Source organism: Lactonifactor sp. BIOML-A5 (assembly GCF_009677585.1).
Taxonomy (GTDB): Bacteria; Bacillota; Clostridia; order Lachnospirales; family Lachnospiraceae; genus Lactonifactor.
The window spans coordinates 25391-44374 of sequence record NZ_WKYV01000036.1 but is presented as its reverse complement, the minus strand read 5'-3'; the positions used below and the strand labels follow the sequence as shown (position 1 = coordinate 44374).

17 protein-coding genes are annotated in these 18984 nt (G+C 44.0%); 15 read left to right on the top strand and 2 right to left on the bottom strand.

What is annotated here, in order from left to right; genetic code table 11:
* Positions 1-94 precede the first annotated feature (94 nt).
* The 8 genes from GKG41_RS20535 (at position 95) to GKG41_RS20500 (ending at position 8057) form a co-directional block, all read left to right on the top strand.
* A complete protein-coding gene (locus GKG41_RS20535) occupies positions 95-1426 on the top strand; it encodes an extracellular solute-binding protein (protein WP_154261706.1) in 1332 nt (443 codons plus the stop codon).
* A 131-nt stretch (positions 1427-1557) separates the two neighbouring features.
* On the top strand, positions 1558-2439 hold the full coding sequence (locus GKG41_RS20530; protein ID WP_154261705.1) for a sugar ABC transporter permease: 882 nt from the start codon (positions 1558-1560) through the stop codon (positions 2437-2439).
* 3 nt (positions 2440-2442) lie between these two features.
* On the top strand, positions 2443-3279 hold the full coding sequence (locus GKG41_RS20525) for a carbohydrate ABC transporter permease (protein ID WP_154261704.1): 837 nt from the start codon (positions 2443-2445) through the stop codon (positions 3277-3279).
* Positions 3280-3326: 47 nt separating this feature from the next.
* The gene (locus tag GKG41_RS20520) at positions 3327-4187 is read left to right on the top strand and encodes a ketose-bisphosphate aldolase (RefSeq protein WP_154261703.1); all 861 of its coding nucleotides are present in this window, start codon (positions 3327-3329) and stop codon (positions 4185-4187) included.
* Between the two features lie 36 nt (positions 4188-4223).
* A complete protein-coding gene (locus GKG41_RS20515) occupies positions 4224-5435 on the top strand; it encodes an ADP-dependent glucokinase/phosphofructokinase (RefSeq protein ID WP_154261702.1) in 1212 nt (403 codons plus the stop codon).
* A gap of 24 nt (positions 5436-5459) precedes the next feature.
* A complete protein-coding gene (locus tag GKG41_RS20510; RefSeq protein ID WP_154261701.1) occupies positions 5460-6314 on the top strand; it encodes a class II fructose-bisphosphate aldolase in 855 nt (284 codons plus the stop codon).
* A 133-nt stretch (positions 6315-6447) separates the two neighbouring features.
* Complete coding sequence (locus tag GKG41_RS20505; protein ID WP_154261700.1) at positions 6448-7296, top strand: MurR/RpiR family transcriptional regulator; 849 nt, start codon at positions 6448-6450, stop codon at positions 7294-7296.
* A gap of 77 nt (positions 7297-7373) precedes the next feature.
* Positions 7374-8057 (top strand): D-lyxose/D-mannose family sugar isomerase, encoded by a 684-nt coding sequence (locus GKG41_RS20500; RefSeq protein WP_154261699.1) that lies wholly within the window; start codon positions 7374-7376, stop codon positions 8055-8057.
* A gap of 84 nt (positions 8058-8141) precedes the next feature.
* Here GKG41_RS20500 and GKG41_RS20495 read toward each other — a convergent pair whose 3' ends face one another.
* Positions 8142-9584 (bottom strand): extracellular solute-binding protein, encoded by a 1443-nt coding sequence (locus GKG41_RS20495; RefSeq protein ID WP_173015675.1) that lies wholly within the window; start codon positions 9582-9584, stop codon positions 8142-8144.
* Positions 9585-9763: 179 nt separating this feature from the next.
* Between GKG41_RS20495 and GKG41_RS20490 the strand changes: the two genes are divergently transcribed.
* The 4 genes from GKG41_RS20490 to GKG41_RS20475 all read left to right on the top strand — a co-directional run bounded on the left by GKG41_RS20490 (position 9764) and on the right by GKG41_RS20475 (position 15348).
* Positions 9764-12229, top strand: coding sequence for a GH116 family glycosyl-hydrolase (locus tag GKG41_RS20490; protein ID WP_173015674.1), 2466 nt, complete (start codon positions 9764-9766; stop codon positions 12227-12229).
* A 13-nt stretch (positions 12230-12242) separates the two neighbouring features.
* Positions 12243-13562 carry an extracellular solute-binding protein gene (locus GKG41_RS20485; protein WP_154261696.1) on the top strand — a complete coding sequence of 440 codons (1320 nt, stop codon included), beginning with the start codon at positions 12243-12245 and terminating at the stop codon, positions 13560-13562.
* A 65-nt stretch (positions 13563-13627) separates the two neighbouring features.
* Positions 13628-14509, top strand: coding sequence for a sugar ABC transporter permease (locus GKG41_RS20480; protein WP_154261695.1), 882 nt, complete (start codon positions 13628-13630; stop codon positions 14507-14509).
* Complete coding sequence (locus GKG41_RS20475; RefSeq protein ID WP_154261694.1) at positions 14506-15348, top strand: carbohydrate ABC transporter permease; 843 nt, start codon at positions 14506-14508, stop codon at positions 15346-15348. Before GKG41_RS20480 ends, GKG41_RS20475 begins: the two co-directional genes overlap by 4 nt.
* A gap of 503 nt (positions 15349-15851) precedes the next feature.
* Here GKG41_RS20475 and GKG41_RS20470 read toward each other — a convergent pair.
* Positions 15852-16511 carry an FCD domain-containing protein gene (locus GKG41_RS20470; RefSeq protein ID WP_154261693.1) on the bottom strand — a complete coding sequence of 220 codons (660 nt, stop codon included), beginning with the start codon at positions 16509-16511 and terminating at the stop codon, positions 15852-15854.
* A 171-nt stretch (positions 16512-16682) separates the two neighbouring features.
* Between GKG41_RS20470 and GKG41_RS20465 the strand changes: the two genes are divergently transcribed.
* From GKG41_RS20465 to GKG41_RS20455, 3 genes are read left to right on the top strand one after another with little or no spacing between them, the layout of a single operon-like run.
* Entirely contained in the window at positions 16683-17669 is a 987-nt protein-coding gene (locus GKG41_RS20465) for a C-terminal binding protein (protein WP_154261692.1), read from the top strand.
* Positions 17670-17691: 22 nt separating this feature from the next.
* Positions 17692-17895 carry a 4Fe-4S binding protein gene (locus tag GKG41_RS20460; RefSeq protein ID WP_154261691.1) on the top strand — a complete coding sequence of 68 codons (204 nt, stop codon included), beginning with the start codon at positions 17692-17694 and terminating at the stop codon, positions 17893-17895.
* 11 nt (positions 17896-17906) lie between these two features.
* Positions 17907-18983, top strand: coding sequence for a 3-methyl-2-oxobutanoate dehydrogenase subunit beta (locus GKG41_RS20455; RefSeq protein WP_154261690.1), 1077 nt, complete (start codon positions 17907-17909; stop codon positions 18981-18983).
* Position 18984 lies beyond the last annotated feature (1 nt).

Below are 18984 nucleotides of genomic sequence, written 5' to 3'. Positions count from 1 at the left end.
TCAAAATGGACGATTAAAAGTTTAATAGGGATAGTATGCGCTTTTTTGGCTATCCGATGGTTTTTGTTTCATAGTAAATTAGGGAGGAGTCATTATGAAACTGAGTACAATCATGAAAAGAGGACTTGCCGTTGGTTTGATGGGTATTATGATGGTAAGTCTGGCTGCCTGCGGAGACAACAAGGAAGAAGAAAAAACAAATGCCCAAACAGATACCAAAACGGAAGCAAAAGCCGATGAAACCGGATCTGACGCTAAAAGTGATGTGACACTGAAGTTCCAGCAGTGGTGGGGCGCTGAACTTCCGGAGGGATATTTGGATGATATTTGTGCCAAATATGAAGAAGAGACAGGCGTGAAGGTTGAGCTGTTAACAGCACCATGGGCGGATACAAAGACAGCTATCACAGCAGGCGCAACAAACGGCACCATCGCAGATATCATAAGCGTGGATGGTGCGTGGCTTTCAGAATTTGTTGACATGGGTGTTCTGACCAACGTAGAAGATGCAGGTGTAGACAGCAGCCTTGCAAGTGACATCTGGAAAGTAGATGGTACAGGCTATGTGGTTCCTGTCCTGAACTTTGCATATCCGATGTATGTAAATATGGATATTCTGAAAGAGGCCGGAGTTGAAACAGTTCCTACCACATGGACTGAACTGAGGGACGCATGTAAGAAGATTACAGATGCAGGAAAATCTGCATTCGCGTTAAACCTTGGAACCACAAACGCTAATGGAATCCAGAACGTATTTATGGGAACCGGCTGGGGTTCAGGAATCAGCCTGAAGGATGAAAGCGGAGCATACAAGACAAAAGACAATGCAGGTCTGGCGTCTCTCGCTGAAATGTTTAAGGGACTTTATGATGACGGATCTTTATATCCGGGTATGAGCACACTGGAAGAGTCCGAGATGACAAGTAACTTTGCAGCAGGCAACTGTGCATTTACAGTGGCATCTGCAGCTACCATGAGCCAGTTTACTGACATCAATTTCGAAGCTACCACAATCCCGGTAAAAGATGATTTCAAGGATAAGAGCGGTATCTGCTATGCAAGCTGGGCAGTAGGTATTTCAGATTCCTGTGAAAACAAAGAAGAAGCAGCTAAGTTCATCAACTACCTGCTTGGGGGCATTGATGGAAAAGATGGTTCTGCATCTGCAGGTCTGGCGGCTACAATGTCAGCATTCCCGAACAGTACGGTTGCTGAACCGGATTACAGCAAGGCGCCTAAACAGTTCCAGGATTACTATGAGTTATACAAACAAAATTATGTAATCAATGAATTTATTGGACTTCCTAACGCATCCGATGTAATGACCTCTATGACAAACGATCTGACCACATATCTTGAAGGTAAAATTGACATCGATACACTGCTTTCTAACTGGCAGGGTTACCTTGACGCCGCAGGAAAGTAAATAATGAGGAAGTAAAATAAGAATGGGGAGCGGGGGTAATCCCTGCCCCCCATTTCTATAAAGCAGTTTTAACTTTAGTGAAAGAATCTTTGGTCCATAAAGTTAAAATAGGATAATAGGAGGGACTGATTTTGAAGTTAACAGGAAAGAAAACTGCACCATACAGATATCTTGCCCCGACGATACTGCTTATGATTGTTTTTATGGTAATCCCTATCTGCATGGTAATCGGTTACTCTTTTGTGGATAAAGCTGTCGTCTCGCAGAACCCGCAGTTTATCGGATTAGAAAATTATAAAACAATATTTGCAGACAACGAGTATATAGGAGCAATTTCTAATACCATAATTTTTGTAGTGGTAAGTGTAGTTGCGCATTTAATTCTGGGCATGCTGTTTGCAATGCTGCTGAATTCCAAATATTTTAAAAGCAGGACAAAAACAATAGCCCGTGTTATTTATATTCTTCCATGGGTATTTACCGCATCCGTTGTTGCGATTCTGTGGAAACTGATGTTACAGCCGTCGGGTATTGTAAATTATCTCCTGTCGATCTTTCCGCAGATATCCCGAAATACCGAGTGGCTGAGCAACAGCTCAATCGCGCTGGCTGTTATCTGCTTTATCAATATCTGGTGCGGATATCCGTTTTATATGATTAGTATTCTTGCAGGCCTGCAGGGAATCTCCGGAGACTTGTATGAAAGCGCGGCTATTGACGGCTCAACGGCTGCTAAGAGCTTTCTTCATATTACCATTCCGCAATTAAAACCGATTTTGATTAGTATCGCGATGTTAGATTTTATCTGGACGCTGCAGTCCTTTAATGTTATCTGGATGTTAACTGGGGGCGGTCCGGTAAATGCAACAGAGACGTTGAGTATATATATTTACAAAAAAGCGTTCCAGAAGGTGGATTATAGCATGGCCGCAACGGCAGCTACCATATTGCTCGTGGTCTGCATATTTATTGCAGTATTCTATGTGAGACAGCAGAAGAAAGTGAGGGAATAGGGGATGGTTGGAAGTTATAAAAAAACAACGAAGGTCATAGTTTCTATTCTTTTGGTTTTGGGAGGCCTGTTCTCAGCATTTCCAATATTGTGGATGGTCTGCTCTTCCCTAAAATCGAATTCAGAAATCTTTTCATGGCCTCCCAAATTTTTGGATAAGACAGCCAGCTTATCGTCCTACGCAGCAGTGCTGACGGACTCCACAAAGGTAAGATTCTTTATAAACAGTTATATCGTGGCGGGATGTGTAGTGCTGCTGACTTTGTTTGTTGGAATACTTGCCGCATATGCATTCAGCAGATTTGATTTTCCGGGAAAAGGCGTTTTCAATTCGCTGATTGTCAGCGTTCAGGCAATCCCGCCCATTGTACTGCTCATACCGTATATGGGTCTGATTGTGGCAATGAAATTGTTTAATACATATTTTGCGCTGATTCTTACCTATCTGATCACTACGCTGCCCTATTGTATTTTAATGATGACAGGTTATTTTAATACTCTGTCCAGGGAACTGGACGAGGCGGTCATGATCGACGGCGGGTCCAGATGGAAAGCCCTTTGGTCCGTATTAGTACCAATATCTATACCGGGAATGGTTTCCGTAGGAATGTACACGTTTATGCAGGCATGGAATGAATATCTGTTTGCGCTGGCATTGACACAGACAACCGATATGCGTACCGTTCCAATCGGTATCAACTTGCTGATGGGCCAGCATGCATATGACTGGAGCCAGATGATGGCCATGAGTGTGCTGGGATCGATCCCTGTGCTGATTCTGTTTATCTTTTTCCAGAAATACTTTATAGCCGGCATGTCTTCCGGCGGTGTGAAGGGCTGATGGAAAATGGATATATATATTAATTTAAAGAAAAGAGGAGAATAATTATGTTAATGAACATGAAACAATTACTTGCCGTAGCAAATGAGAACAACTTTGCCGTACCTGCATTCAACATTAGTGACTACAATATGTTTAACGGCATTATGGAGGCATCTGAAGAAAAAAATGCACCTGTGATTATTGCAATTCACCCGGACGAGTTAAGTCATATTACACCGGAGATGGTAAAGGGGATTGTTGAGAGAGTACATAATTCTTCCATTCCTGCTGTGATCCATCTGGATCACGGCGGAACCTTCGAGCAGGTGATTACCGCAATCCGCGCCGGATTTACTTCTGTCATGATCGATGCTTCCAGCCAGCCATACGAGGGAAATGTTGCTACATGTCAAAAGGTTTGCGAGGCAGCTCATGGGGTTGACGTCTCTGTTGAGGGGGAACTTGGCACCATCGGTAATACAGATTCTGTGGAAACAACGGCACCGGATGAGATCTTATATACAGATCCCATGCAGGCAAAGGATTTTATTGAGAAAACAGGGATTGACTGTCTGGCGATTGCAATCGGAACCTGCCATGGTATTTATCCGAAAGATAAGAAGCCGGAGCTCCGTATTGATATTCTGGATGAGATTAAAAAGGTTGTGGATGTACCCCTTGTACTTCACGGAGGATCTTCGAATAAAGATTCCGAAATCGCGAAATCTGTAGAGCACGGCGTAAATAAGATTAACATTTCAAGCGACATTAAAGCGGCTTACTATGAGAAAATGAGAGAGGTTCTTCAGGATGCTTCTCTTCGCGAACCAAACCAGATTCAGCCGCCCTGCGTGGAAGCTATGAAGAAAGTCGCTTTTGACAAGATTGAACTGTTCCAGGCATCAGGGAAAGCATCACTTTACTAGAACTGAGCACTATATGAGACCGAAGGAGACTGCAGAATGAATGAGAAAATTGCTTTGGGCTTTCATACCTGCGTAGATTATGAGCTGAAGTGGGATACACAGGTTGCAGAAGCGCAGATTAAGGCATTGGATATCCACGCGGATGAACTGAAACTGGATATCGAAGTTGATTCAGAACGCGCAATTTGGATTATGAGTCTTGCACATTTGCAGGCCGGAATCGGATGTGAGATGGTTCCGGACACATCCAAGATGTGTGTGGAGTTTGCAAATCATTTTGAATATGAGGTGACCTTGGGAGGGACGCCTACCCGTGCCGGCATTATTCTGGATCGCCTGGGCTATCCCAGTGTGCTGCAAACCAGCTGCTACAATGAACATGTAAAACGGCTGATGCCGGCGGGTATCCGCGTCCTGCCGGGGGTGGGGCCGGATCAGAACGAGATATATCCGCACGTTGTTTTGCAGTGCCATAAGGGTGTGAGGATTCAGGCAAATGACATTGATTTTGTTACCCCAAGGGAAAACAGGATCTTGATCTCAAGGGATGAAGACAGTCTGCATATGCCTGTTCTGCCGGATGAGTTCGGAAAAATGATCGGAGGATGCCAGGTATTCCTGCTGGGGTCATTTTCGGAGCTTCTGGATTCGGAGGTGCTGAGAGACAGGATGGAGAAGACAAAGTCACTGCTGTCCTATCTGCCGGGGGACGCGGTAGTGGTAATGGAGGACGGATGTTATGTAAAAAAGGAATTCCGCACCTATGTCCACCGGCAGCTGGCGCCTCAGATTGACGTGCTAAGTATGAATGAGGACGAACTGCAGCAGTATATCGGAAAGACAATTGATATACTGGACGCAAAAGCAGTGGAAGATGCTGTGAAATATGTCTATGACAATTCCGGCATCAAGCTGATTCTGGTTCATTCTGCCGCGTGGGCACTGGTTTACGGGGAAAATGCGTGCACAATGCGGGCTGCTCTGGAGGGGGGAGTTACGATGGCGGCAACACGGTTTAGAATGGGAGACAACTTTACAGTAAAAGACTTTGAACAGACCAAAGACATACCGGATAAAACAGAAGGCGTGGCATTTTGTGAGAGGATGAGAGAGAGTTTGGGAGACAAGATTTACTGTATCCCCTGTAAAGATTTGAGCTATGTGGAGAAACCGACGGTAGTCGGCCTGGGAGATTCATTTGCCGGCGGGCTTCTGCCGGGGCTGCTGAAGGAAAGCAGATTAAACTAGACATCATATGAAGGAGAAAACACAATGTATGAAAAAACAGAAAATATATTAAAGATGGCGAAGGAGAGCAATACTGCGGTAATCTCATTCATCTGCATGGATTATACGATGGCAAGATCGGTTGTATATGCTGCTGAGGCAGCTAACACACCGGCCATAGTTATGCTGTACCCGGAGCATGTTACCGTTCAGCATACAACAGGATTTGCAAATTATGCGGCCATGGTAAAGGAATTGGCAGGCGAGGTGAAAGTGCCCATTGGGCTGCATGCGGATCACGATTTTACGTATGATGCAATTATGAATACCATAGGGGCAGGGTTTGAATCTGTTATGATTGACGGGTCCATGAACGACCTGGATACCAATATTGCACTGACCAAAAAAGTGGTTCTTAAGGCACACGAGCTGGGTGTGTGTGTAGAGGGCGAGATTGGTCACGTGGGAGCGGCGGCAGCCTCTGACAATGCGAATGAGGATCTGTATACAAAAGCGGATGCGGCAGAAAAATTCTGCAGAGAGACGGGCGTGAATTCTCTGGCAGTTTCTATCGGAAATGCACACGGTGAATATAAGGACACTCCTCATCTGGATATACCGCGTCTGGAGGAGATTCATGCGGCTACTGATGTATCCCTGGTTCTGCATGGAGGAAGCGGCATACCGGATGACCAGCTGCTGATTGCTTTTTCAAAGGGAATCAATAAATTTAATCTGGGAACAGAATTTTTGGGCAAATATTATGATGCCGTAGCTGCGTTTTCTCTTGAGAATGCAGAGAACCCGGATCCGGTGAAAATTATTAATCTTCCGGAGTACGTGCAGGGAAAATTACAGCCTTACTTAGAGGAGCGTCTGAAAACCCTCTGCCATTTTTAGAGGAAAGGGGCAAAAGATGCAAAGATACAGGTGCCCGCGGGAATGAGGGTGACAGAGGATAGCATATGTGATATTATTAAATCAATAATTATTCGCGAAGTATTTACAAAAATAACGTATGGAGCAGAGAACCTTGAAGAATGATAGTATATTACAGATGGAAGTACTTGATGTGATAAAACAAAAGTACGGCGAGATATTTGCAGCAGAAAAAAAGGTAGCTGACTTTGTTTTGCAGAATCCGCAGAAGACAGTAGACTCCAATGTCTCGGAGATCGCAAAGCAAAGCGGAGTAAGCGATGCTACAGTTGTGCGCATGTGCCATCATATTGGATACACAGGATATTATCAGTTTCGGATTACTCTTGCAAGAGACTTAGGAAAGAAACAGTACGAGGACATAGTGATTCCAAAGAGTATCGGGGCGATAGAAAAGCTGTTTCACGACTATGCGGAGAATATGATTGCAATCGGCAGAAGAATGGACGCAGAAATTATGTGGAATTGCGTGAATCTCCTGAAAAAATGTAATGTAGCGCATATAATCGCTATCGGCAATACGTGTTCGATGTCACAATATATGGGATTTCGGCTGGGAAGGCTTGGGATCAGGAGCACCTATGGCTCCTCTGCGGAATTTTTTATGAACCATGTGAATCTTGCGGACCAGGATGATATTGTGATAGCCATATCAAAATCCGGTACGTCAAAACTGGTCATTTTGGGAATGGAATTGGCAAAGGAGAAGGGAATAAAGATGATTGCCATTACTGACTATGCAGAATCACCGGTCTCTGAACTCGCGGATTATGTGCTGCTGTCCAGCGGGGAAGATAAGCCCTTTAACTATTACAAGGATTATGCACAGACAAACCTGATGGCGACTATTGATGCACTTTTGAACTTTGTTACCAATGAGGAATGGATTAAGACAAAGCAGGCAGACAGGCCTGAAATGATCTTATCAGAGTATAAGCTATAAATTTGCTATAGGCGAGGAAACAGATAGCAGGGACAGGTGCCCTGCTATTTGGATATTAAGAAAGGATGGGTTACAGTATGAAACGTTCAAGAATCAATGAAGTAATTAAGGATATGGAGGCATTAATTGCGGAACATAGATTTGAGATACCGCCGTTTGCAAAACTGACTGCGGAAGAATGGCAGAACATGGGCCACGAATACGATGAAGTCCGTGACAACTGCCTGGGATGGGATATTACAGATTATGGTCTTGGAAACTTTGATAAAGTAGGCTTTTCGCTTCTTACGATCCGTAACGGGAATCAAAAGATGCCGGAGAAATATCCAAAGCCATATGCGGAGAAGCTTCTGATGCTGTATGAGGGGCAGACCGCACCCATGCACTATCACTGGAACAAGATGGAGGATATTATAAACCGGGGCGGGAACGATATCTATATCACTGTATACAATGGAGCAGAGGATAAATCAATGCTGGACACAGATGTGACTGTACATACGGACGGTAAGACGGAGGTGGTTCCTGCAGGGACCAAGGTTTGTTTAAAACCGGGCCAGAGCATTACCATTACTCCTTATATGTATCATGATTTTATTGTTCCCGAGACCGGCGGCTCTGTGTTATTGGGGGAGGTATCCATGTGCAATGATGATGAGAATGACAACTGTTTCTATGAGCCGATCGGACGTTTCCCGGAAATAGAGGAAGACGAAAAACCTTACCGTCTGCTTTGTACGGAGTATCCGAAGGCACAGTAGCCGGGGCAGCTGATGCAGAAACAGAGTGAATCCGTTACCTGGCATTTAGGAAGAGTTTCTTGCGGAAACTCTTCCTAAATAATGTCAGCTGATGTTATCGTTAAGATAATAATTATGACGGAACAGATGGTCATCTACCTGCTCGGATAAATGCGTCAGCTCTTTCTGGACATCTGCACCAGTTGCAATGTGATAGTAAGCATATGCAAATTGTTTGCTGAAGAACGGATACGCCGGAGTCTGCGGCCTTGTAAAGGAGGAATGGCGCAGTTGTGAGAACAGTATATTGTTATTGCTGGAAACAGTCTGAAAACTATCCATTACCTCATGAATTTCTTTTAATACCGGAATACCGGTGAGCCTGCTGATCTTCAGCTGATTCTGCAAACTGAACACATACCGGATAAATTGGCAGCACTGTTCCGGGTGCCGGGTCTGACGGGACATACACAGTCCCCAGCTTCCGTGAGGGATGGCGGCTTTTTTTCCATGGGGAAGAGGAATGAGGCCTATATTGTCATTTTCTTTTAATGACTGAAAATACGCATTAGGCAGAGACAGGCTCATGGCAAAATTATTCGGAAAATTGTCGCTGACGTCCTCAATATGTGTATAGTTATATTTATGAAACAGGTTTCCCAGCCAATCCATTGCAGCAATAGACTCCGGAGAATTGATATAACCGGAAGTTTTTGTCAGGTCATCATTAAAAAGTCTGCCGTTATTCTGCAGAATAAAAGGAAGACCGGAGTAGCTGTTCCATTCCCCGGACTTTGGGGAGAGCCCCCGTCCGGAATCCATAAGAAGCGGATAGGGGAAAGAGGTCTTTTCTTTAATAAGTTTACATACGGAAAGAAATTCGTCCCAGCTCCAGGCATCGTCTATACCGGAGGGAATGCGGATTCCAAGACAGTGAAACAGTTCCTTGTTATAAAGAATACATAGAGTGGATTCTGTATAACCAAGGTGATATAGCTTTCCCCGGAATCTGCCCTGAAGAAGGATAGGATCCAGGAATGAGCTTAAAAAGGCATCATCCATGTAGTCGTCAAAGGGAAGAAGAGAGTTCATATATGCCCAGTATGCTACATCCGGACCGTCCAGAGAGAGGATATCCGGAGCATTTCCGCTGGTGAAGCTCTGGAACAGGGTATCTCTAAGGGGCGCTTTCTGGTTAGACAGAAAAGTCCCTTTTACCGTAAACCCCTGGTTACTTTCGTTAAATGCCTCGATCAGGGGAGTCCAGAACTGCTTCTCACTTTCTTCCATGGGACACAGATAAATACTTAATACAGTCTGCAGCTGGGTACGGTCAGTGACAAAGCTTCCCTTTCCCTGCTGCCGGACGATATAGCCTTCTGCTTCCAAAGTCTTTAATGCCTGTGTAATCGTGCTTTTGCTGATATTTAGAGTACGCATTAATTCGTTATCGGAAGGAATGGCGTCTCCCGGCTGGTAACAGCCGCTTTCTATTTTATGAATCAGATTGTTTTTAATGGTGATATATTTTGGTGTTCTGCTATTCATACTTACATTCTCCCTACTTTTTGAAAAAGCGTTGACAAAGCTTTTTCTGTATGCTAATATCATAGCATAAGTTGTTCGAATAAACAATAAGTATTTCAAAAAACTCTCTGCAAGCGCAGGGAGTTAAAATATAAATCAAGTTATTCGAACAACCGAATAAGATGGAGGCGGAGGGTACTATGTGCAAAGTTTTTACAAGGGAAGAATTGTATGACAGAACTCCCAGGGTGTATAAAAGGGAGGCTGCAGAGGTGAGATTTCTGCTTGGGGGAATCGGAACAGGCAATTTTTCTGTGAATTCCAGGGGGAAATTCCTGGATTGGGAGATTTTTAACTGGCCATCTAAGAATACGAAATTTCCTCTTTCATTTTTTGCAATTCGCACGGAGAATGAAAAGATGGATCAACCAATTACTAAAATATTGGAATCCAGACTGGTTCCTCCTTATACCAGTTCACACGGATATCTGCAGGCAGAGTTAGTGAATCTGCCAAGAATGGAAGACTCAGAAATGGTATGTGAATATCCATTTGCAAGAGTGAATTTTAAAGATTCTGAACTTCCAGTCCAGGTTTCAATGGAAGCGTATACGCCGTTTATTCCATTGAATACAGACGATTCAAGTATACCATGTGGAATTATAAGGTATAAGGTAAAGAATACTGCAGATTGCAGTACAAAGGTGAGCCTGGTGGGGACATTGCCAAATGCATCAGCATTTGAGGGCTATGATGTAATTGAGAACCTGAAGCTGGCAGACAGCGTAAAAAATGAGTATAGGTCGTTTGAAGATGTCAGTGGGCTCTATTATGAACCGGAGCATTTGAAAGAAGATCATTTGCGGTATGGCAATATGGCTATTCTGACCAGCGGAGACAATATTACATATAAGACCCAGTGGTTTGATGGAGAGTGGGTAGATGGAATCCAGGATTTTTGGGATGATTTTACGGAAGACGGACTTCTGGAAAAGGAAACACAATCAGACAGCGTGGGATGTGAGTTTGCGCAGTTTCATAATTTCAGCTTTTTAAAGAGAAGAGAAAAGATAGGATCTATCGGATCCTGGCAGGAGTTGGCACCCGGCGAAGAAAAAGTATTTGAATTTGTCATTACCTGGTTTTTTCCCAATCGGGTGAAGGCCTGGATTGAGTTTGATGAGGATTATGAGAAGTTTCAGCGGGGAGAATATGGAACGGTAAGGAACTATTATGCAATCAAGTTTAAGGATGCATGGGATGTGGGACAATATGTTTACCGAAATAAGGAACGGCTGGAAAAGGAAAGCCGGAACTTCTCTGAGGCAATGTTCCGCCGCACCACACTTCCCTATTATGTAATTGATGCATTGACAGCAAATATTACGAATCTAAGAAGCAATCTCTGCTTCCGGTTAGAGGATGGAACTTTTGGAGGATTTGAGGGAATACGGGACTATATTGGCTGTGGTTATGGCAGCGTTCCCCATGTTTGGAATTATGCGCAGACCGCTGCATTTCTGTTTCCTGATTTGGAGGAAACCATGCGGAATGTAGAGTTCCTGCGGGAGACAGACGAGAATGGGTGTATGTCCACCAGAATGTTCTCCGTATTTGACCAGGAGCGGTATGCCATGGTTCCAGCCTGCGATGGTGAACTAGGCAGCATTGTCAGGATTTATCGGGACTTTAAGAATCTTGGAGATGTGGAATTCTTAAAAAATATCTGGCCCAAAGCAGTTGCGGCAATGGAATATGCCCTTCGCCAATGGGATTTAGATGGAGATTATGTACTGGACGGACAACAGAATACTACTTATGATATTGAGTTCTATGGTCCCAATCCCATGACGGACAGTATTTTTCTGGCTGCATTAAAATGCTGTGAAGAGATGGCGGAAATACTAGGTGATGAAAAACATCAGAAAAAATACGGCAAAGCATATGAAACAGGTGCCAAGAGTGCGGATGAACTGATGTTTGATGGGGAATATTACGTCCAGGTACAGGAAGATATAGATAAGTACAAATACCAGTTCGGCAAAGGCTGTCTGTCGGATCAGCTTCTGGGACAGTATCTGGCATATATGGCAGGGCTCGGAGAAATTCTTCCCAAAGAGCATGTGAAATCTGCTATGGAATCTGTATTCCGTTATAATTACAAGACGGATTTCTACCATACGGACAGTGTACACAGGGCCTATGCCATTAATGAGGAACACGGTATGGTAGTTGCAACCTGGCCGAAGGGAGGAAGACCGAAGTTCCCATTATCCTATGCAGGGGAAGTATGGACTGGTGTGGAATATGAGGTGGCAGTAAATCTTATCTATTCCGGATGTGTGGAGGAAGGCCTTACCATCGTCAAATCTATTCGTGACCGTTATGACGGATATAAGAGAAACCCATTCAGTGAAATTGAATCCGGACATCATTACTGCCGGGCAATGGCGAGCTGGGGCATATTAAATGCACTGCTTGGATTGAAGAGTGATATGTACCGCAAGACACTTTCTATCCGCCCTTTTACAGAGGGGGAATTATCAAGCTTCTTTATTTGTGGGAAAGCATGGGGCGTCTACAGCCAGAAAATGGAAGATGGGAAGTTGGTAAAAAGCATTGACGTTCTTTATGGGACGTTAGATGATATTAACGTAGAAGCGTAAGGAGGGTATTTACATGAAGAAAAGAAATTGGAAAAAACTTGTTGGAGCAGTTTGCGCCGCGGTTATGGGGACATCCATGATTGGCTGCGGAAACGCTGGGAGCGGAACGGAGCAGAATGAAAGTAAATCAGATGACGGGATCACCATAACCTTTGCAGAGCATGTGGCAGATATTGAGACACAGGAACCCCATATGATGAAAATCATTGACGCATTTGAAAAAAGTCACCCTGGAATCAAGGTTAATATTACGGGAAAAGAGGTTTCTGAGCATAATACACAGATGACTCTTCTTGCAGGAGAAGATAAACTGCCTGATATTTTCTGGCTGGAACAGGCGCCTGCAAAGGAGTTTGCTCAGAACGGATATCTGTATGATCTCACAGATGCGCTGAATGACTATGGAATCAATGACAGCCTGCTGCCGGGGCTGGTCAATTCCTGTACCGTGGATGGCAGGGATTATGGTATGCCCAGTGAAGTAATGATGGTTGGTTTCTTCTACAATAAGGACCTTTTTGCACAGGCTGGAATTGATAAGGCTCCGGTTACTTATGAGGAGTTTACAGATTCGGTAGACAAGCTGAACGCTGCAGGCATTACACCGCTGACAGTCGGCGCACAGGATAATTACAGTATCTGGGCGTTTGAAACTATGCTGGCAAGATATGGTTTCTTTGAAAAGCTGGACGGACTTCTGGATGGAAGTATTTCCTGGAATAATGAGGATTTTATCCACTATTTTGAAAAAGTAGAGGAAATGAGAGAAAACGATACCTTTACAAAAGATATTTCCAATATGGGATATTTTGAAGCAAAAGAGCAGTTTCTTGGCGGTAATGCAGCAATGTTCAACTCAGGCGCGTGGGATATCGGAGAATTTGAGAGCAGTGATATGGCATCTAAAATTGGCTTCTTTTGGGGACCTACCTTTTCTGACAGTGAGTACAATCAGGAGATTGGTATCAAGGCTTCCGGCGGAGTATATGTAATATCAGCAAAGGCTGCAAAGGATCCTGAGGTATTAGATGCAGTCATGCAGTTCTGGCAGTTCTATTACGGCCCAGAGGGAACAAAAATCATTGCAGAAGATACCTCTGCATTGCCATGCGCAACTTATAATGGGACGATTGATAATAATGAGCATCCCGTACTTGGTACTATGATTGAAGCGCTGAATGATGACTGGAAAGCAGTAACAGAGCCGTTTAACTCATTGTCCTCCACAGTTGCATATGGTTTCTTCGATGCAACCTTTGGCGTTATGAATGGTGTATATACGCCGGAGGAGGCCGCTGATTACGTAGAAGGTCTGCAGAGTGCGGAAAGATAAAAGGAAGGCTGGGGGCGGTATCAGAATATACCGCCCTTTTTGGCTATGTAGAATGGAGGATGCCTATGCATTGGTTGAGTACAAGAAGAGCAAAAACAGTTATGGTGCTTCCGACCCTTATTATTTATGCTGTTTTTATAATAGTGCCTGTATTTGTGGCAATTTATTATAGCTTTACAGATTACAGCGGACTTGGAAAAGCTGGATTTGTAGGGATACAGAATTATACCCGGATGTTCCACGATACCCTGTTTTTGATAGCATTGAGAAATACAGTAGTTGTATTGATTTGCAGCGTAGTATTTCTGTTGGCAGGATCATTTCTTACGGCGCTGCTGATGAATGTCAGCTTTCGTGGAAATGCATTTTTTAAGATGGTGGTATTTGCACCGTATGTAATTGCACCGATTATTATCGGAATTATCTGGGGATATCTATTGAATCCCAACTATGGACTGGTAAATAGTGTATTGCGTAATTTGGGTTTGGATGCATTAGCGATTGAGTGGATTGGAGGTACAAAGTGGTCTCCCCTGGCGCTGGCAATTGTATTCACCTGGCAGGTTCTGGGCTTTCATGCAACGATCTTTCTCTCCGGAATCAAGACGATTCCAGGGGACATATATGAGGCCTGCTCTATTGACGGGGCAAACGCGGTCCAGAGATTGTTTTATGTGACCATTCCTATGTTGAAAGAAACCTTTATTATAAACATTGTTTTGATTGTCACCGGTGTATTCAAGATCTATGAACTGGTCTATCAGATGACAGGCGGGGGTCCCGCTCATCAGTCAGAACTTTTGACCTCTTATATGTATTTTACCGTATTTAGTTCCAGAAGGTACGGCTATGGCATGGCAATTGCGGTTGCAATTCTGGTACTTTCTATTATAGGTTCGTTCTCTTATATCAAGATCACGACCAGAAAGCAGAGGAGTGAAGCATGAGAGAGAAGAGTATTTCCTGGAGAGGAATTATATTATATATTGGACTTGCGGCATTGATTCTGCTGCTCTTAATGCCGATTTTATGGGCAATATTGCTTTCATTTAAAACGAATAATGAGATTGTAAACAGTCCGCTCTCCCTGCCTCAGGTCCTGAATTTTGACAATTATCAGAGAGCGCTGGACACGATTGACTTTGGCAGTATGTATTTTAATACCCTATTACTGGTAGTGGTGTCCACATGCCTCAGTATTGTTTTTACTTTTATGAGTTCCTTTGCAATTGCAAGAATGTCATTTAAGAAGAGAAAAAATTCGGAAAACCTGTATTTGTTTCTGCTGATCGGTATTGCAATCCCAATCTATGTATTGCTGTTCCCAATTTATAGAATAGATTCCTTAATAGGAATTTTAGGAACCAGACTGGGCTTGATTCTGCCTTATGTTGCGGTTAATATTTCTTTTAATACATTGCTGTTCACCGGATTCTTAAGAGACCTTCCGGGAGAACTGGAGGAAGCAGCAATTATTGACGGATGTAATCTTTTTAAATTATGCACAAGGGTAGTGATTCCCGTGATGAAGCCTACCTTTGTAACCATTGTGATATTCAATGCAGTATATATTTACAATGAATTCCCCTTTGCCTCGACCTTTATACAGGACAGCAGCCTGAATACCGTATCGTTGATGGCGTCCATGTTCAAGGGACAGTATTCCATGGATTACAGCGGAATCATTGCGGCCAGTCTGATGATTATGCTTCCGGAACTGATATTCTATGTGATTTTGCAGAAGTATATTATAGGCGGGATGACTGCAGGAGCGGTAAAAGGATAGGCGCGCCCATAAAAGGACGTTCTGAAAAGAATACAGCCAAGACCCAGATGTCCGCGGCGAGCTGGAAGCAGAAGAGCTTTCTATACGATTACAGTATAGAAGGCTCTTTTTTTGCTTTTTTCCAAAGCACAAACCAAAGATAAACGGAAGCCGAAGTGTATATCCCTTTGACAAAAAATAAACAAAAAAATAATCCATGATTTGCGATTTGTATTAACAGAAAAGCTTTTTCTGCTCAACGAATCTGACTGAAAATGGGCGTTTGGTAAATTTTGAGCGAATTCATAAAAAGGCAATTATAATTGGAGAATATAAGAAAGTAAACAATGGAAGGGGGCGATGCAGATGCTGATAAAACAGCATATGAGTACTTACTCACTCCAAAATTCATGTACAGTCAGTTGGCGGTTAAACCCAAGGCAAACTTAGCTTCCTGATTCCCGAAATCTATGCGGCTCAAAGCCGCAGAGGAGTAATGCTTGCTTCCCGTCCGGAGAAGGTATTTAGAATAAAATCAGGCTGGAATAATGGGCATTGACAGCATCCTGCAGCGCTTCACTTTGACGGTTCTTAAGGGCTATATATATCTTTTGATGCTGGTGCAGCAAACGTCCGAAAAGCCTGTCATCCTCTTCGCAGCAGATGCTCATAAAAAGAAACAGGTTTTGGTAGCGGGTATAGGTATCTTTTAAAAAAGTGTTTTGAGAAGCATCGACGATTGTCTGATGGAATTTCAGGTCGCAATGGCAGAATCTTATAAAGTTTTTCTCATTAAATGATTTTGTCATACTTACATAGCATTCATGTAGAAGTTCGATTCTGTCCTTTGAGATATCATAGAGCGCCTGATTGGCGGCAAGCAAATCTAACTGCCGTTTAAAGGAATGAATATTGGCAGCAAAACGGATGCCGGGTTTCGCAACATAAAAGGCACCAGTCTCATCATGGGCCAGATAACCGTGACTTTCCATCTTTTCCAACGCCAGTTTTACCGGGCCGCGGCTTAAATTGAAATCCGTACTGAGCTTATTCTGACTGAGATGATCGCCGCATTTTAATTTCATAGTAAGTATTTCAGAGATAAGTACTTTACAGATTAAATCTTGATTAGATATAAAAGGATTTTCCTTGCTTATGGATTTTATAAGTTCCGATCTTGTCATGATTTAAATATCCCCCCTCTGTTTATAGGAATTTTTGAAATAAATACCCTACACTGCCATGACTTTTTATCTATATATCCTATACTATAGCAATTTTTGCTTATATTAGCAATCAAAAAAAGTTCAAAATGAAACAAAATAACCAAAAAAAATTTTAAGGAGGTAAACATTATGAAAGTTTTAATGTATGGAGCTGAGATTGCAAAGGTTTTCTTTGGCGATTTGCTGGCTATCCTAGATGAAAAGGGCGTTGGATATGATCTTGTAGAGCCCAACGGCCCTGAGGCTCTTGCTGAGAACAGCAAAGACCATGAGGCCATTATCACGTTTTTTCCATTGGATGAAAAATTGGTTAACGCACTTGCCCCATCCGTGAAAGGGATTGTAGTTACATCCATCGGCTTCGATACCATTGATGTGGCCGCAGCAAATCAGAGAGGTATCTTGGTGTGCAACATTCCTGACTACTGCACCGAGGAGGTTGCCCTCCATACGGTAACTCTGATACTTGCAGGTCTGAGAAATCTCTGCCAGTATGACCGCTATGTCCGCGCCGGCAAATGGGATAACAGGGGCATGGTATTAGGGAGACCCCGTCACCGTCTGTCCACCCTGACCATGGGTTTTATGGGCTTTGGACGGATCGGCCAGAAAGTTGCGGGGATGATGACAGGCTTCGGCGTAAAAATTATCGCATACGATCCTTACGTGCCGGATACAGTATTTGCTTCTATGAACGTGGAACGGGCCGGGGCTCCCGATGAGGTTTATGAGAAATCAGATATCCTCTCTGTATGTATGCTGTTAAATGATGAAACCTACCATCTTATCAACAGGGACAGCATTGCCAAGATGAAAGATGGTGTGATCATCGTGAATACCGCCCGGGGAGCGCTGTTCGATTTGGAGAGTGTTACAGAGGGGCTGCAGTCCGGTAAAATTGGGGCAGCCGGCATTGATGTTTGGGAGAACGAGCCTGTTGCCGCAGATCATCCCATTTTAAAAGACGATAATGCGACGCTGTCTACCCACTGTGCATATTTTTCCATTGAATCAGGCGAGGATCTGCGCAGAAAAACTCTTTTGACGGCAGTAAATGTCTGCAATGGTGAGGTGCCGTATAACTGTGTCAACAAAAAGGCCCTTGGGCTAGTTTAAAGATAGGAAGGGGATTTCTTCTATGGCAATGATTAAAGTAGATGAGAATAGATGTAAAGGCTGCAAGCTTTGTGTTGTCACCTGCCCGCTCAAAATCCTGGAGATGAGTAAGGATCTCAATGCAAACGGCGACATGTACTGTGTGCAGGCGGAGCCGGACAAATGTATTGGATGTGCTTTCTGCGGGATGATTTGTCCGGACGGGGCAATCGAGGTTTATAAGTAAGGAGGGAAAATATGACAAAAGCATTTATGAAGGGCAACGAAGCCGTTGCCGAAGCTGTAATCAGAGGCGGTGTTGATTTATTCGCCGGTTATCCAATCACGCCTTCCAGTGAGATGTTAGAGTATGCTTCAGATCACATGTGTGATATAGACGCTGAATTTATCCAGGTGGAAAGTGAGCTGGCCGCATCCACCATGCTGTCAGCCGCAGGCTTAATCGGCAGACGTGCCTTTACAACCACATCAGGACCGGGGCTGGCCCTGATGACGGAAAATCTCAGCAACATGATCCTTGGCCGTACCACCGCTTTGTTCGTAGTGGTGCAGCGCGCAGCCAATAATATTACGCCGGAACAGGCAGATTACAATTACGCAACCAAAGGGCTGGGGCACAATGGTCAGCGGGGATACGCCATAGCGCCCTCCACACTGCAGGAGGCGGTGGACCTGGCGTATACCGCACTTGATAAAGGCCAGGAGCTTGAGTGCCCGGTGCTTCTGATGATGGACGGTATGCTGGGACAGATGGAAGAACCCGTAGAGTTCCCTCCCTATAAGTCAAGCAAGATATCCACCAAACTGATTCCGCCCACAGGCTGTAAGGGACGTGCTAAAGAGGACAGCAGATCCATGCCGCGTCCGTTATCTATGAATGAGACGTTAGAGGATGCCTTGGAACGACACCGCAACGATCTCTATCTGGATCAGCTGAAATGGCTTGATGAGGAAGTTATGTATGAGGAATACATGATGGAAGATGCCGAGTATGTGATTGTTTCCTACGGAAGCTCCGCAAGAATCTGCCGGGATACCATTAAGATGCTCCGTGCAAAGGGATATCCTGTGGGGATGTTTCGCCCCATTACCATTTGCCCCTTCCCGGAAAAACAGATTGCCGGATTCAAAGACAGGGGAATCAAGGGGGTCCTGACTGTGGAAATGGCTATGCCTCCTATGCTTCACTATGATGTGCGCCTTCACCTGGATCAAAACATTCCCTGCAGATTTTATAACCGCTGCGGCGGAAATACGGTGGATGAAAATGAAGCAGCTGAGGCTATGGAAACGCTGATTAAGGAGGTGCAGTAAT